The sequence below is a fragment of the Streptomyces sp. JLSY215 genome, assembly GCF_059682825.1.
Genome location: NZ_CM185022.1, coordinates 5,377,075 through 5,389,588, shown reverse-complemented (window position 1 = coordinate 5,389,588; position 12,514 = coordinate 5,377,075). Strand labels below are relative to the sequence as shown.

The 12,514-nt window shown below is 68.6% G+C and carries 13 protein-coding genes; 3 read left to right on the top strand and 10 right to left on the bottom strand.

Annotated elements, in window-relative coordinates; genetic code table 11:
- Positions 1-28 precede the first annotated feature (28 nt).
- The gene (locus AC5677_RS24220) at positions 29-1,267 is read left to right on the top strand and encodes an alpha/beta hydrolase family protein (protein WP_497190027.1); all 1,239 of its coding nucleotides are present in this window, start codon (positions 29-31) and stop codon (positions 1,265-1,267) included.
- 108 nt (positions 1,268-1,375) lie between these two features.
- On the opposite strand, the gene AC5677_RS24215 is transcribed toward AC5677_RS24220, so the two are convergent.
- The 8 genes from AC5677_RS24215 to AC5677_RS24180 all read right to left on the bottom strand — a co-directional run bounded on the left by AC5677_RS24215 (position 1,376) and on the right by AC5677_RS24180 (position 9,212).
- Entirely contained in the window at positions 1,376-2,020 is a 645-nt protein-coding gene (locus tag AC5677_RS24215; RefSeq protein WP_497190026.1) for a hypothetical protein, read from the bottom strand.
- A 27-nt stretch (positions 2,021-2,047) separates the two neighbouring features.
- Positions 2,048-2,752 carry a hypothetical protein gene (locus AC5677_RS24210; RefSeq protein ID WP_497190025.1) on the bottom strand — a complete coding sequence of 235 codons (705 nt, stop codon included), beginning with the start codon at positions 2,750-2,752 and terminating at the stop codon, positions 2,048-2,050.
- Positions 2,753-2,789: 37 nt separating this feature from the next.
- Positions 2,790-4,070, bottom strand: coding sequence for a putative T7SS-secreted protein (locus tag AC5677_RS24205; protein ID WP_497190024.1), 1,281 nt, complete (start codon positions 4,068-4,070; stop codon positions 2,790-2,792).
- Positions 4,070-4,396 (bottom strand): DUF6317 family protein, encoded by a 327-nt coding sequence (locus AC5677_RS24200; protein WP_497190023.1) that lies wholly within the window; start codon positions 4,394-4,396, stop codon positions 4,070-4,072. Before AC5677_RS24200 ends, AC5677_RS24205 begins: the two co-directional genes overlap by 1 nt.
- Before the next feature lie 78 nt (positions 4,397-4,474).
- Positions 4,475-5,668 carry a S8 family serine peptidase gene (locus tag AC5677_RS24195; RefSeq protein WP_497190022.1) on the bottom strand — a complete coding sequence of 398 codons (1,194 nt, stop codon included), beginning with the start codon at positions 5,666-5,668 and terminating at the stop codon, positions 4,475-4,477.
- A 115-nt stretch (positions 5,669-5,783) separates the two neighbouring features.
- The gene (locus AC5677_RS24190) at positions 5,784-7,250 is read right to left on the bottom strand and encodes a hypothetical protein (protein WP_497190021.1); all 1,467 of its coding nucleotides are present in this window, start codon (positions 7,248-7,250) and stop codon (positions 5,784-5,786) included.
- 72 nt (positions 7,251-7,322) lie between these two features.
- Positions 7,323-7,634, bottom strand: a complete 312-nt coding sequence (locus tag AC5677_RS24185) for a hypothetical protein (RefSeq protein WP_497190020.1) — start codon at positions 7,632-7,634, stop codon at positions 7,323-7,325.
- A 264-nt stretch (positions 7,635-7,898) separates the two neighbouring features.
- The gene (locus AC5677_RS24180; RefSeq protein ID WP_497190019.1) at positions 7,899-9,212 is read right to left on the bottom strand and encodes a metallophosphoesterase; all 1,314 of its coding nucleotides are present in this window, start codon (positions 9,210-9,212) and stop codon (positions 7,899-7,901) included.
- A gap of 166 nt (positions 9,213-9,378) precedes the next feature.
- On the opposite strand from AC5677_RS24180, the gene AC5677_RS24175 reads away from it, so the two are divergent.
- The gene (locus AC5677_RS24175) at positions 9,379-9,750 is read left to right on the top strand and encodes a hypothetical protein (RefSeq protein ID WP_497190018.1); all 372 of its coding nucleotides are present in this window, start codon (positions 9,379-9,381) and stop codon (positions 9,748-9,750) included.
- A 6-nt stretch (positions 9,751-9,756) separates the two neighbouring features.
- Here AC5677_RS24175 and AC5677_RS24170 read toward each other — a convergent pair whose 3' ends face one another.
- Positions 9,757-10,032: an SCO4848 family membrane protein gene (locus AC5677_RS24170; RefSeq protein ID WP_497190017.1), complete on the bottom strand. Its 276-nt coding sequence runs from the start codon at positions 10,030-10,032 to the stop codon at positions 9,757-9,759.
- 10 nt (positions 10,033-10,042) lie between these two features.
- On the opposite strand from AC5677_RS24170, the gene AC5677_RS24165 reads away from it, so the two are divergent.
- Entirely contained in the window at positions 10,043-11,473 is a 1,431-nt protein-coding gene (locus AC5677_RS24165; RefSeq protein WP_497196734.1) for a D-alanyl-D-alanine carboxypeptidase family protein, read from the top strand.
- 3 nt (positions 11,474-11,476) lie between these two features.
- Here the strand turns inward: AC5677_RS24165 and AC5677_RS24160 are convergent, their stop codons facing one another.
- Positions 11,477-12,406, bottom strand: coding sequence for a YihY/virulence factor BrkB family protein (locus tag AC5677_RS24160; RefSeq protein WP_497190016.1), 930 nt, complete (start codon positions 12,404-12,406; stop codon positions 11,477-11,479).
- Positions 12,407-12,514: the final 108 nt, after the last annotated feature.

Genomic DNA, 12,514 nt, shown 5'->3' with positions numbered 1-12,514 from the left:
CGTGATCGCCCGTCCGTACGCTCGCCTCATGAAACGAATTCGCCGTAGTGCAGCCGTTTTGACCGCTCTTGCTCTCGCGCTGCCGCTGCCGGTCGTCGCGGCGGGCACGGTCTTCGCGGCGCCGCCGGCCCCCGCGACCGCGGCCCCCGCTTCGGCCGCCGCCCCTTCGTCCGTACAGCTCGAACTCCCCCGCCCCACCGGCCCCTACGCCATAGGGCGCGACACCCTGCACATGGTCGACACCTCGCGCCGGGATCCGTGGGTGCCGTCCGCCGGGGCACGCGAGCTGATGGTGTCGATGTACTACCCGGCCGTCGCCGGCGGCGGTGGCGCGACCGCGCCCTATATGACCACCGAAGAGGCCCGGCTCCTCCTCGAAAAGCAGAAGCCGGCCAAGAACTTCCCGCCCGAGGTCCTCTCCGGCACCCGCACCAACGCCCGTACCGCCGCCCGCCCTTCGGAGGGCAGACACCCCCTGGTGGTGCTCTCCCCGGGCTTCAGCCTCAACCGCGCCACCCTCACCCTGCTCGCGGAGGATCTGTCCTCCCGCGGCTATGTGGTGGCCGTCGTTGACCATGCCTACGAATCCTTCGGTACGGCCTTCCCCGGCGGTCGCACCCTCACCTGCGTCGCCTGCGACACGGTGGAGAGCGCGCCGACGGACGAGGCGTCGAGGAAGCTGATGGCGAAGGTCGCGGACGGCCGGGCGGCCGATATTTCCTTCGTCATCGACCAGTTGACGGGCCGCCGTGGCGGCCGGGAGGGCGCTCCCGCCCGGAAGTTCTCCCACCTGATCGATGCCCGGCGGATCGGGGCGGCCGGGCACTCCATCGGGGGCAACAGCGCGGCCACCGCCATGGCCGGTGACCAGCGGGTCCGTGCCGGGGTGAACATGGACGGCACCTTCTTCTCCGGTGCCTCCGGCCCCGCCCTGGGCGGTCGCCCGTTCCTGATGCTCGGCACCAAGGCCGGTCATTCGCCCGATTCCCAGGACGCCAGCTGGCCGGAGTACTGGAAGAAGCTGGACGGCTGGAAGCGCTGGCTGACCGTCGCCGATGCCGGCCACTTCACCTTCATCGACCTGCCGGTCCTGGGCGCCCAGGTCGGGATGAGCGACCCCGAGGCCCCGCTCTCCGGCAAGCGGTCCGGCGAGATAACCCGCGATTATGTGGGCGCCTTCTTCGATCAGCAGCTGCGCGGCATCCACCAGCCGCTGCTGGACGGGCCGTCGGCGGCCAACCCCGAGGTCACCTTCCAGAACCCCTGACCCCTGACCGGGAGCCGTTTCCGACCGCGCCGAGGCGGAGTCCGCCGCCCGCCCTGCCTCACCAGGCCGGGCGGCGGCTGCCCACCGCCCACGGCACACCGCAGGCGCTCAAGCACCCCGCCGCATCATCAGGGCGCTCTTGGTCCGCTTCGTGAGTCCGGCCTGCTGCGCCTGTGCGATGCGCCCGGCGTCGGCCTCTTCACGTCGCCGGGCGGTCTTGTCCCAGTCCGCCGGCTTCATGAACAGCATCGACTTGCTTCCGGGCAGCACCAGGACGCCGCCGAAGGGCAGGTCACCCGCAACCCATGCCCCCTCTTCCGTGCCCTCCGGCCACCGGCGGCGTCCGGCCGCGTTGACCGCCAGCATCAACGGCGCCCCGTGCTGCCCGCGCGTCGTCACACGGACCTCGAGGACGTCGCCGTACCGGGTCCATCGCTCCCGCTTCCTGACCACCCGGGGGTGGAATTCCAGCGGATAGCCGCGGAGCACTCGCGCGCACTGAACCACGCGGATCCCGTACGCCAAGCGGTACAGCATGGAGATCAACACGAACAGGCCGGCCGGTATGCACAGCGTGACAAAGAAGGAATTCAGTCCCAGCAGGCGATTCAGCGTTACCGGGATTGCCACAAGAACAGCGGCGATCAGCAGATGCAGGGCAATGAAGATGGCCAGGGAACGATAATTGGCCCTCAAGATCTGCGCCACGTCAGGAGCCTCGGGTGGTGCCGAATCCTGCGGGTCGTACGCCATAACACTCTCCTTCTGGGTCGGCTACGGCTAACCGAACGGGTTCTTAGTCGTGTCGGCCGCTGTGCCCGGGCCCGTACCTTCGGCCCCGTTCGCCTCTTCAGCAGGCGACGGGTCGGTGAACGACACCGCGTGCCCGACACCCAGCAGCACATCACGGTATTCGTCGGCCAGTTCCAGAGCAGGCGTGACCAGCTGTACCACGACGATGTCGGAGGTACCTGGGCCGGTTACCGCGATCGTGCCCTGCCAGACGGGTTCCTCGTGAAGACTTCCGTCCTCTTCCGGGGGCGTGCCCGGCGTGACCGTGCGTCGGGTCTCGACGGCCAGGAAGCCTGTACCACACGGCAGCTCCAGAGGCTGGACGTCCTTGTCCGGGTCCTCGGCGGCCGCCACCGCCATATCGGCCAGTGCCAGGGTCGCATTCACGCCCTGAGCGGCCACGGTGGAAAACGTCAGAACGGAAGAGGCGAAACCGCCCTCGTCATCCGGGTGCAGACCGATGGCACAGCCCTGGACGTTGTGGGAATTCAGCGCCGTCACCACGCCGGCATAGAACCGGAGCACCCGTTCTGCCTGTCCCCTGGCCTCCTCAGGCAACCCGAGTATGTGGTTCACCAATGCCATGAGCTGTTCGACCGGAGGGTCGAGGTCCAACGGCAAATAGCCGTGCGGAAGTCCGTACCAGTAGGCCGGTGCCGGACCACTCATCGGCTCTGTCCAGAGATCAGTCACTGCCGCATCCACCTTTCAGGGACCATGTCAACGCGCCTCACAACCAGCCGAACAAGCCTGCGATGTCGTGGGCTGTGGCAGCGGCCTTGGTGCTCTCCGCGGTGTTGTGGCCCGCCCCTTCCTCCGGAAGAACTCCCAGGCTCTCCATGGACGACATCACGTTTGCGCCGACGTTCAATCCACCGGCGCTGATGGCCCCCATCATCTTGGCGGAGCCACTGGCGGTTTCACGAGCCGCCCGCCAGGCATCGGAGACCTCGCTGACAGCCTGCGTTTTGAAGGCCGGGACTATTTCCTTGAAGAATGCGGCCCCCTTTTCGGCATTCGACACGCCCACACCCAACCGGCCGGCCAAACTCACGCCCTCGCCGACTTCTCGCCCTGCGGCAGCCAACGCAGATCCCCCTGGGATCATGCCAACGGCATCGCCGGCCATGGAGGCATACGCGGAGAAGATCTCCATGCCGCTCCCTTTGAACATCAACGCATCTCTGAACTTGGGATCGGAGAGGTTCTTGGTCATCGAGGCGGCGCTTGCCACCACTGCGATGCCCGCGAAGAGCGGAGTGAGCGGAGTGGGGAAGAGGGCCAGCATCCCCGCGATGGCGCCGATGGTTCCCGCATGCTCGTAGAGGAACCCGGCAACTGCCTTGATCCCGTCCCAGATCGCATCGACGGCCTTGCTCAGCCAGCCGGGCTCCTTCGGCGCCAATTTGTCGGTGGCACCGTCCAACTCCTTGGCCACCGTGCGCGCCTGGTCACCATGCGTGGTTTCCAGGGTGTGCGCCTTGGTGATGACGTCGCTGTACGCCTGATTGGCGTGGTTCAGCTGGGTAGTTGCCTCGTTCAGGCTGCGTTCGGCGGCCCTGAGCCGTTCCGTGGCCGCGTCCGCCTCCGCCTGTGAGGGGAATTCCTGGCCGGCGAGCTTGAGGTCCGGGTGCTGCTCAGCCTGGGCGTGATGAGCCTTGGCCTTCTCCGCCGCCGACTTCTTCTCACCGGCCGCATCGTCGTACTTCTGTGCCAGATCACGATTGGCCGACAGATGGTCGTCCCAGATCTTCAGCTGGGACGACGCCTTCTCCAGCGAGCGGGCGGCATTCTTGATGTACGTCGGCAACTCGCCGTCGATCGCTTCCCGGAACGCATCGGCCGCGTCTCCCTGCCAGTAGCTGCTCTCTCCGATCAGCTTTTCGAGCTGGCTGTGGCAACTGCGCAGAGCCGTTGCCGCCGAGGTGACCTTGCGCTGCAGTGCACCGACCTCACCCGGCACGCCGGGGACGGGGTTCCAGCCGAGGTGCAAATAAGGATTCGTGGCCATTACTTCGAACCCCCGTGACCGCTCGTCGCTTTGCTCGCGATCGCCTTGAGCGTCTTCTCCAAGGCTTCTTCGACCTCTTCGTAGCTCTGCTTGTTGGCCTTCACGCCCTTGCTGATGGCGTCGACCATCTTCTTGGTCTGTTCAGACCCGTATTTCCAGCGTTCCTGGAAACCGTCACACGCTTCGTCGAGCTCGTCCGTGCCTATCTGGTCGGCACGGACATGCGAAAGCGCCGTCCTGGCCTCGTTGAGCTCCTTGACGCAACCCTCAAGCGCTTTGAGGAATTGCCCCAATTGATCCACATCCGCCTTGAAGTGGTCCCCCATACCCGGATTCCCCTCGCGCTGTCAACTGATTGATCAAGGTTACCCTGCGTATCGCGCCCTTCAGCCGAGGCCGCCGCCTCAGCCCCAGTTCTGACCGCCGGTGTTCCTGCGGCGACGGGACACGAGGACGAAGGCGACGACGGCCGCAATGACCAGCAGGACACCGGCGCCAATGCCGCCGTAGAGCAGGGCCTTGTTGAGGATTTCCTTGCCGCCCGCCGGCGGGTTGGGATCGCTCTCCCCGACGTCCAGCTGGGCAGACGCCTTCTTCTTCGGCATCGGCAGCGGGCCCTCCTTCGGGCCCGCTGGGATGTCCTTGCGGAGCGCGGGGCCGGGCTGGATGTAGCCGTAGCCGTAGCGGACGTCCGGCAGCTTGAGATGCTTGGCCTTCTCGTCCTGGGCCAGGCCAGCCGTCTTCACCAGGCGGTTGGCGATCTGGCCCGGGGTGAGGTCGGGGAACTTCTCCTTGAGGAGGGCGACTGCGGCGGAGACGTAGGCGGTGGCCTGCGAGCTGCCTTGCGCGTATCGGTAGCCCGTGTCGCTCGTGCCGGCCGCGGCCGGGATGTGCACCCCGGGCGCGAGCAGATCGGTGTCGGAGTTGTAGTTGTTGAACTCGGCCGACTCGCCGTACTGGTCAACCGCACCGACGCCGATCACGCCGGGGCAGTGCACCGGATAACTCCGGTCGGTCAACGCCTCGTTGCCCACTGCGGCTACGACCACGACGCCCTTCGAGAGGGCGTAGTTGATGGAGTCACACTCATCGCCGCCCTGCCCCGCACCGCCGTAGGACATGTTGATGACGTCGGCGCCGTGATCCACGGCCCAGCGAGTGGCTTGGGCGCCCTTGCCGTACGCCGGGATCGGAAGGATCTTGGCATCGGGGGCCAGCCCCTTGATGCCTTCTGATCCGCCAGGACCGTGCCCGTGTCCCGCGATGAGCGAGGCCATGGAGGTACCATGGTCGCGAATGTCCTTTTCACCCTCATCGAGGTTCTTCGCGCCCTCGGCCTCGGCCGCCTTACCGAATTCCGGTTCCGGCAGGAACTGGCCCTTGAGGTCTTGGTGGGTCTCCCGGAAGCCACTGTCGATCACGGCCACCGTCACACCCTTCCCGGTGGCCTCCTTCCAGAGCTGATCGGCCCCGAACGCCTGCAACGGCCACAGGTGCTTACGCGCTTGATCCGCGGAGGCGGTACCGCTCGCGGCAAGCAGCAACGCGCCGGTCAGTGCGGCACCCACCGTCGCGCGCAGTGTTCGGGTGACCCTCATGCCTTGGCTCCTTCTCGCAGTGCTGTCCGCACGGCAGTGTTCCATTCGAGGAAAAGCCCCGCACCTTCGGTGCGGGGCTGGTTCTCACCTGCCGCCGTACGACGATGTCGTCCGGCTACTCGATGACGCGGGGCGCCACATTACGTTGCGGAGTCCACGTCTCTTCTTCCTCCACCAGGTAGTCGGGACGCTGGCCGCGCTCCTTCTCCTGGTTGTCCTTGCCCTTGGCTCCGGGAGCGCCAGCCATGCCCGCCTGCTTGCCGCCACGGCTGCGATGCAGAGCCGAGCCGCCCTGCTTGGTGCCTCCCCCGGGACCGCCCGGCTTGCCGACCACGCCGCCGCGAGTACGCGCCTGCGCACCGCTGCGTCCGACCGCGCCCGTCTTACCGTCGCCCTTGGCACCGCCCACGCCGCCGCCCATGCCCGGCATGCCGCTGCGCATACCCCCCGCGCCGCGACCGCCACCGGGGCTCATGCGGGAGCCACCCGGGCCCATACGGCCGCCAGGCATTCCGAAGGGCCCCGGCGGCATCGCGCCGTTGGCGCCACCGCCCTGCCCGCCGATAACGCCGGGTCCGCTGTACTGCGCACCGCCGCCGTAGTCGCCGGCCATCGGGGGCGGAGTCATTTGGCCGCCCGCAACGCCGTCGAGGCCGGTGTGCACCGGCAGATGCGGTCGGCCGGTGTGGGAACCGTCGAAACCGACATGGCCCGATCCGCCGCCCACGAGGTTGGACTGGTGCGGTGTGATCGATGAGGGATCCGGGTGATACCGATCGGCCGGATTGGGCATGCGCACCGGGCGCGGATGCGGGTGGTCGGAGGGCTCCGTCGGCCAGTCGCCGTGGAGGCCGCCGTCCTCGGGGATGTCCTGCAACCCCTTCCCGTGCGCCTTGTAGTGAGCCGCCAGCTCATCCATCACGATGACCGCCTCGACCTGGCGCTCCTTGGTCAGGGAGAGCTTGTCCCGGTTGAGCTCCAGCGCCTGGCGAGCGTCCATCTTCGGGTTCGCCATGTCCCGTTTGAACTGCGAGTCGTCGCCGCTCTCGTCCGTGAACCGGTCCCACTTGCCCGGGTCGTGGATCTTCGACATGGCCGTCTTGGCCTGGCGAAGGTTGTACGAGATGCTGGATTGCGGCCCCGACTGGCGCGAACCGATCAACTTCGTCTCGGTCTTCCGGGCATGCCGGTACGTCCTGTCGATCTTGTCGAGCACCTTGAGGGCTTCCTTGCGGAACGCCTCGGCCGCCGTGCCTTCCCAATGCGCCGACGCATGGTCGACGGCATCCAGGAACTTCTTACGGATACCGCCCTGCCCGTCCTCCCCACCGAGCAGGTCGGCGGACTTACGCCAGTGATCACCGGCGGTCTCAAGCGTCTCGGGGTTGGCGTTCTCGATCATCTTCCGGAGCGCGTCGATGCCGTGGTGATGGAAGTCAGAATCGGAGTGCGGGGTCAAGGGCTCACCCTTGAACGAGTTCAGCTTGTTTTCCCGGTCCTTCTGCTCCTGCTTCTGCACCTCCTCCCGATGACGCTTCGCGTATTCCTGAGAGTCGTGGTACTCCTGCGCGCCGCCGGCCACACCGGCCCCCCTTCATCATCATGACTCTCGTTGTCATGACTCTCGTTCTCGTCCCTGCACCGCTGCGGAGGATCAGCCGTTCATCGTGGCCTTGGTCTCGTGATCCTGATCCTCGTAGGCCCCACGGCTCGCCTCTGTCTTGTCCCCGAATTTGCTGGTGAGGTGGGTGAGCGCCTTGACGACGTCCTTCAGGTACCCCTGCATGTGGTCATGAGCGCGGGAGAGCTCCTCCGCCTCCTGGAAATTGACCCCGAAGGCCGACTTCGGGATGTTCGTTCCGTACTCCACATTCTGGTTGGTTTCGTTCATATCGCCCTGAAGGTGCCGAAGCCTCCGTACGACACTGTCCAGCTCGTCGAGGTCGACCTTGAATTGCTCGCCCATGACCACTCTCCCCGTTACCTGCGCGTCGCGCCTGCCCCCGTCACGCCGCCCGGCCGCCGCGTCAAGAGCGGGGCCAAGGTATGGGCAGCGTAAAGTCAATAAAGAATACGGAGTTGGCCGCCGCGATAGCAAGATCGTAAGTCGCGATCTGTCCGATTGGGGGGATATTGCGACCGGGTTTGTCGACAGGCTGTTATCCAATACCCGTCCGGGGTGCTGTCAACCCTTCACACGGCGCGCCGGAAGGCTCGCTCCGGGCCTCTTCTACGCCTGCGTCGCGGCCAGTTGCACGACGGTGACGTCCGGCGGCGCACCCACCCTCACCGGCGGGCCCCAGGCGCCCGCGCCGCGGGTGACGTACAGCTGGGTGTCGCCGTAGCGCGCCAGGCCCGCGACGGTGGGATTGGTGGCCGCGGCGAGGTAGGTGACGGGCCACATCTGGCCGCCGTGGGTGTGGCCGGAGAGCTGCAGATCCACGCCGTGCCGGGCGGTGTCGTGGATGGTGACGGGCTGATGTGCCAGCAGGACGACAGCGCGGGCCGTGTCCCGGCCGCCGAGGGCCCGGCCGTAGTCCGGTCCGGCGTGCTCGCTCTCGCCTGCCAGGTCATTGATCCCGGCGAGACCGAAACCGGGAAGTTCGGTGCGCGCATTCTCCAGCGGATGGACGCCCAATTCCCTTACATGATCGACCCATTGCGCGGCACCCGAGTAATACTCGTGATTTCCCGTGACGAAGTACGACCCGTAACGGGATTCCAGCGCGCGCAGCGGCTCGGCGGCCGGTCCGAGGTCGGGGACGCTGCCGTCCACCAGGTCGCCGACGATGGCCACCAGGTCCGGGCCCGTCCGGTTGATCGTGTCGACGATGCGCCGGGTGTGGGCGCGGCCGAGGACCGGGCCCAGGTGGATATCGCTGACGACGGCGATGCGGAAGCCGTGTGCGCTGCGCGGCAGTTTGGCCAGCGGGACGGTGACGCGCTTCACCCGGGGGCCGCGCAGGGTCGTCGCGGTGCCGTATCCGACGGTGGCGACGGCGGCGAGGGACGCGCCGGCCGCCACCGCCCGCGCGACGAAGAGCCGGCGGGGCGGCGTGGGAAGCGGCGGCAGGGCGGGCGTGCGGGGAGGGAGCAGGGTGGGTGTGGAGGGGGCGGTGCGGGGCGGTGCGGGATCGGGCGCGTCAGGCGTGTCAGGCGTGTCAGGCGTGTCAGGCGTGTCAGGCGTGTCAGGGGCGATCGTGGTCGGCGCGGACCGCGGCGCCCCGGTCAGCCGCGGCCACACCGACAGCCACACGGCCCGTACGGCCTCCCCCACCAGCAGTGCCGGCACCAGATAGAGCACCAGCGCCAGCCACAGATAGCCCGGCCAGGCCAGCACCTGCTGCAGCAGGAACGGTGCGCCGAGCCGCCCGGCGAGCAGCGCGCCGAGGGCGACCAGCGGGAGGGCGAAGGCCGCGGCGGTGCCCGCGCGGCGCGCCCGGCCGCCGGGCGCGGTGGTATCGCGGACCAGCCGGCACCACAGATAGCGGTGCACGCCGAAGAACAGCCCGAGGACCGGGACCACGATCAAGGCGAAGATCACGCCGACTCCCCAGATTGCCGAACGCCTGTCGGACCGGCACGTTATAGCGCCCCACGGTGAGGGAGCCGGCGCGGCCCGCATCCCTCACCCCGCGAGCCGTGGCAATCACCGTTCCCGGACGCCGAGTTGGGCACACCGCCGGTTCCGCCGCTGCCATGATGGCGCGATGACGACATTCGACGGCGCCCGGATCGAGTTCTGCGAGGAACAGTGGGGCGAGGACGGCAAGATGGGGCTCACCCTCGCGGTCCTGGGGCGGACCGCCGAGGGCCGGTGGCTCGCCGAGGCCGACGCGCGGTGCTCGCTGGCCGGTCTCGATGACATCGATCTGCTCGCGGAGAACTGCGGCTGTCTGTTCGTCAGCGAGGACAGTCGGCAGGACGCGACCGACCTGCTGGCCGCGGCATTCCCGGGTGCCGGCGTCCACTGCTACGAAGCGGACGAGGACCCCGGGCCGACGCTCGGGACGGCGGACGCGTCCCCCTTGTGGGAGTACGAGGTCAACTGGGCCCCGTGCGAGAACTGCCCGGAGGCGTGACCCCGGTCACTCGTCCGTCGTCGACGTCGACGCGGTCTGCGCCGCCTCGCGCCGCAGCGCCCGCACTCCCCGGAACCCGATCACCCCGATCGCCGTCCCCAAGAGAAAGGACGTCACCGCGAGCAGCAGGTGCACCCAGAAATAGGCGGTCGGGTCGCCTGCCGCGTTGAAGGCGAGGCCGCTGGCGTCCTGCCACAGATTCTTGACGAAAGTGATCCAGATGAACCAGCTCCAGACCCCGAAGGCGAGCAGGAACCAGGACACGGGGCGAGAGAGCTTCATGGCTTCCAGTATGGGCAGGGGCTCCATCCGGCGGTCGGGTGGGGCACTCTTCCGTGGGGTGATGTCTGGCGCGGGCGACCGGCCGGGTACGTTCTGCGACGTGCCGACGACCATCGCCGCTCTCACGGCCTCCCGTCCTTCGAACCTTTCGGCCCCGTCAGCCCCTTCGAGCCCCTCGGCCCGTTCGAGTGCGCCCGACACGGCCGCGCCGCCGCGGCGCCCCGCGCGTGCCGTGGCCGGGCTGGCCGCCGCCGCGCTGCTGGCGTCCCCGCTGCTGGCCGGTACCGCGTACGCCGTTCCCGCGGACGGCAAGCAGCCGAAGGCCCCGGCGCCGCCCGCCAAGATGTCGGCGGTCGGCGGGGCCCGGCTGGGGCAGCCCGGCGTCCAGGTGGGGAAGGTGGCCGCCGGGGCGCCGAAGCTGCCGGGGCCGGCCGCGCTCACCGCCCGTTCGTGGATCATCTCGGACGCCGCGACCGGCGATGTGCTGGCCGCCAAGAATCCGCACTGGCGGCTCGCGCCGGCCAGCACGCTGAAGATGCTGTTCGCCGACACCGTGCTGCCGAAGTTCCCCAAGGACGAGAAGCGCAAGGTCAGGCCCGCCGACCTGGAGGGGATGGGCGTGGGCAGCAGCCTCGTGGGGATAAAGGAGAACCTCACCTACTCGGTGCACGACCTGTGGCTCGGGGTGTTCCTGCGCTCCGGCAACGACGCGGTGCACGCGCTGTCGGCGATGAACGGCGGCACCGAGGCCACGGTTGCCGAGATGCAGAAGCGCGCCAAGGAGCTGAACGCCACCGACACGCATGTCGTCACGCCGGACGGCTATGACGCGCCGGGGCAGGTCTCCAGCGCGTACGACCTGAGCCTGTTCGCCCGCGCGGGGCTGAAGAACGCCGACTTCCGTGAGTACTGCTCGACGGCGAGCGCGCAGTTCCCGGGTGATCCGGCGAAGAACGGCAAGCGGAAGACGTTCGGGATCCAGAACACCAACCGGCTGCTGAGCGGCGACTACGACATCAAGCCGTACCCGGGCATCGCGGGGGTGAAGAACGGCTCCACCACGAACGCCGGGTCGACGTTCACCGGGGTCGCCGAGCGCGGTGGCCGCAAGCTGCTCGTCACGGTCATGAATCCGCAGAAGAAGGAGCACAACGAGGCCTACCGGGAGGCCGCGCAGCTCCTGGACTGGGGATTCAAGGTGTCCGGGAAGGTCGAGCCGGTCGGGCGGCTGGTCGGGCCCAAGGACGAGGAGGACCGGGCGGCCGGTACGAAGCGGCACGGCGACGCCGGGAACGCGTCCGGGGACCGCGGAACGGCGTCGCAGGGCGCCGACGACGGCGGTGTCTGGACGACGGTGGGGATCGCCGGGGGCGTGCTGGTGCTGGGCGGGCTGGTGGCGCTGGGGGCGTTCCGGCGGCGGTCCCGTGGGGGCGCGGAGTAGCGGTCAGGCACGGGGGCGGGGCGCGGCCGGGTCCGGCTCCGCCCCCTTCGCCGGCTCCGGCTCCGGCTCGGGACCGGCCGCCGGTGTGGCCGTCCACGCCGCGCAGAACACCAGCAGCTTCGCCGTGAAGTTGATCCACAGCAGCAGGGCGATCGGGGTGCCGAAGGCCCCGTACATGCTCCGTGCGGCGACGCCCCGCAGATAGCCGCTGAGCAGCAGCTTCAGCAGTTCGAAGCCGATCGCGCCGATGAGTCCGGCGACCACGACGGCGCGGCGGGGCGGTTGGGCGCCGGGCAGTTTGGTCAGGACGAACGCCAGCAGCAGGAAGTCCGCGAGGACGGCGATGCAGAAGGCGGCGGCGGAGAGCAGTACGGAGCCGATGCCGCCCCGCTGCAGGCCGATGGCCTCGGCGACCTTGCCCACCGCGGCGGTCGCGAAGGTCGAGCAGGCGACGGAGACCAGTGCCACGCCGCCGAGACCGATCAGCAGCACACCGTCGCGGAGCTTGCCGACGAAGAAATTGGTGTCGGCGTTGTCCTTCTCCCACACCGCGCCCAGGCAGTCGCGCAGCGAGTCGACCCAGCCGATGCCGGTGAACAGCAGCAGCGCACCGGCGATCAGGCCGACCGTGCCGGCGTTGTTGACCAGGCCCGCCAGATCGAGTTGTGCGGAGATGCCGGGGACCTGCTCGGCGAGGTTGTCCTGGAGCTGGTGCAGTTGGCTGTCGGTCAGGAAGGCGGCGCCGATCGCGGCGCCGACGGTCAGCAGCGGGAAGAGCGCGATGAAGCTGGTGAAGGTGATCGCGGCGGCGAGCCGGGTCCAGTGCACCCGCTGCATGCGCTCGTAGGCGCGCCACGGGTGGGCGGCCATCAGCCAGGCCACGGCGGGCCGCAGCGCCGGTCCGATCACCGGCAGTCGGGTCAGCCAGTCCATGGGTCCTCCATGGGTCCCCTTCATTCGCCACAGCCGTCCGGAACACTAGCCTCCGCATACCCCGGAACGGCAGCGTCCCATACGTCGGGATGTCCGTAGGGCCGCAAA

Bases quoted from the DNA above. Each gene is read 5' to 3' on its own strand.
- AC5677_RS24220 (WP_497190027.1), top strand. From the start codon at position 29: ATGAAACGAATTCGCCGTAGTGCAGCCGTTTTGACCGCTCTTGCTCTC.
- AC5677_RS24215 (WP_497190026.1), bottom strand. From the start codon at position 2,020: ATGGCGTACGACCCGCAGGATTCGGCACCACCCGAGGCTCCTGACGTG.
- AC5677_RS24205 (WP_497190024.1), bottom strand. From the start codon at position 4,070: ATGGCCACGAATCCTTATTTGCACCTCGGCTGGAACCCCGTCCCCGGC.
- AC5677_RS24200 (WP_497190023.1), bottom strand. From the start codon at position 4,396: ATGGGGGACCACTTCAAGGCGGATGTGGATCAATTGGGGCAATTCCTC.
- AC5677_RS24195 (WP_497190022.1), bottom strand. From the start codon at position 5,668: ATGAGGGTCACCCGAACACTGCGCGCGACGGTGGGTGCCGCACTGACC.
- AC5677_RS24185 (WP_497190020.1), bottom strand. From the start codon at position 7,634: ATGGGCGAGCAATTCAAGGTCGACCTCGACGAGCTGGACAGTGTCGTA.
- AC5677_RS24175 (WP_497190018.1), top strand. From the start codon at position 9,379: ATGACGACATTCGACGGCGCCCGGATCGAGTTCTGCGAGGAACAGTGG.
- AC5677_RS24170 (WP_497190017.1), bottom strand. From the start codon at position 10,032: ATGAAGCTCTCTCGCCCCGTGTCCTGGTTCCTGCTCGCCTTCGGGGTC.
- AC5677_RS24165 (WP_497196734.1), top strand. From the start codon at position 10,043: ATGGGCAGGGGCTCCATCCGGCGGTCGGGTGGGGCACTCTTCCGTGGG.
- AC5677_RS24160 (WP_497190016.1), bottom strand. From the start codon at position 12,406: ATGGACTGGCTGACCCGACTGCCGGTGATCGGACCGGCGCTGCGGCCC.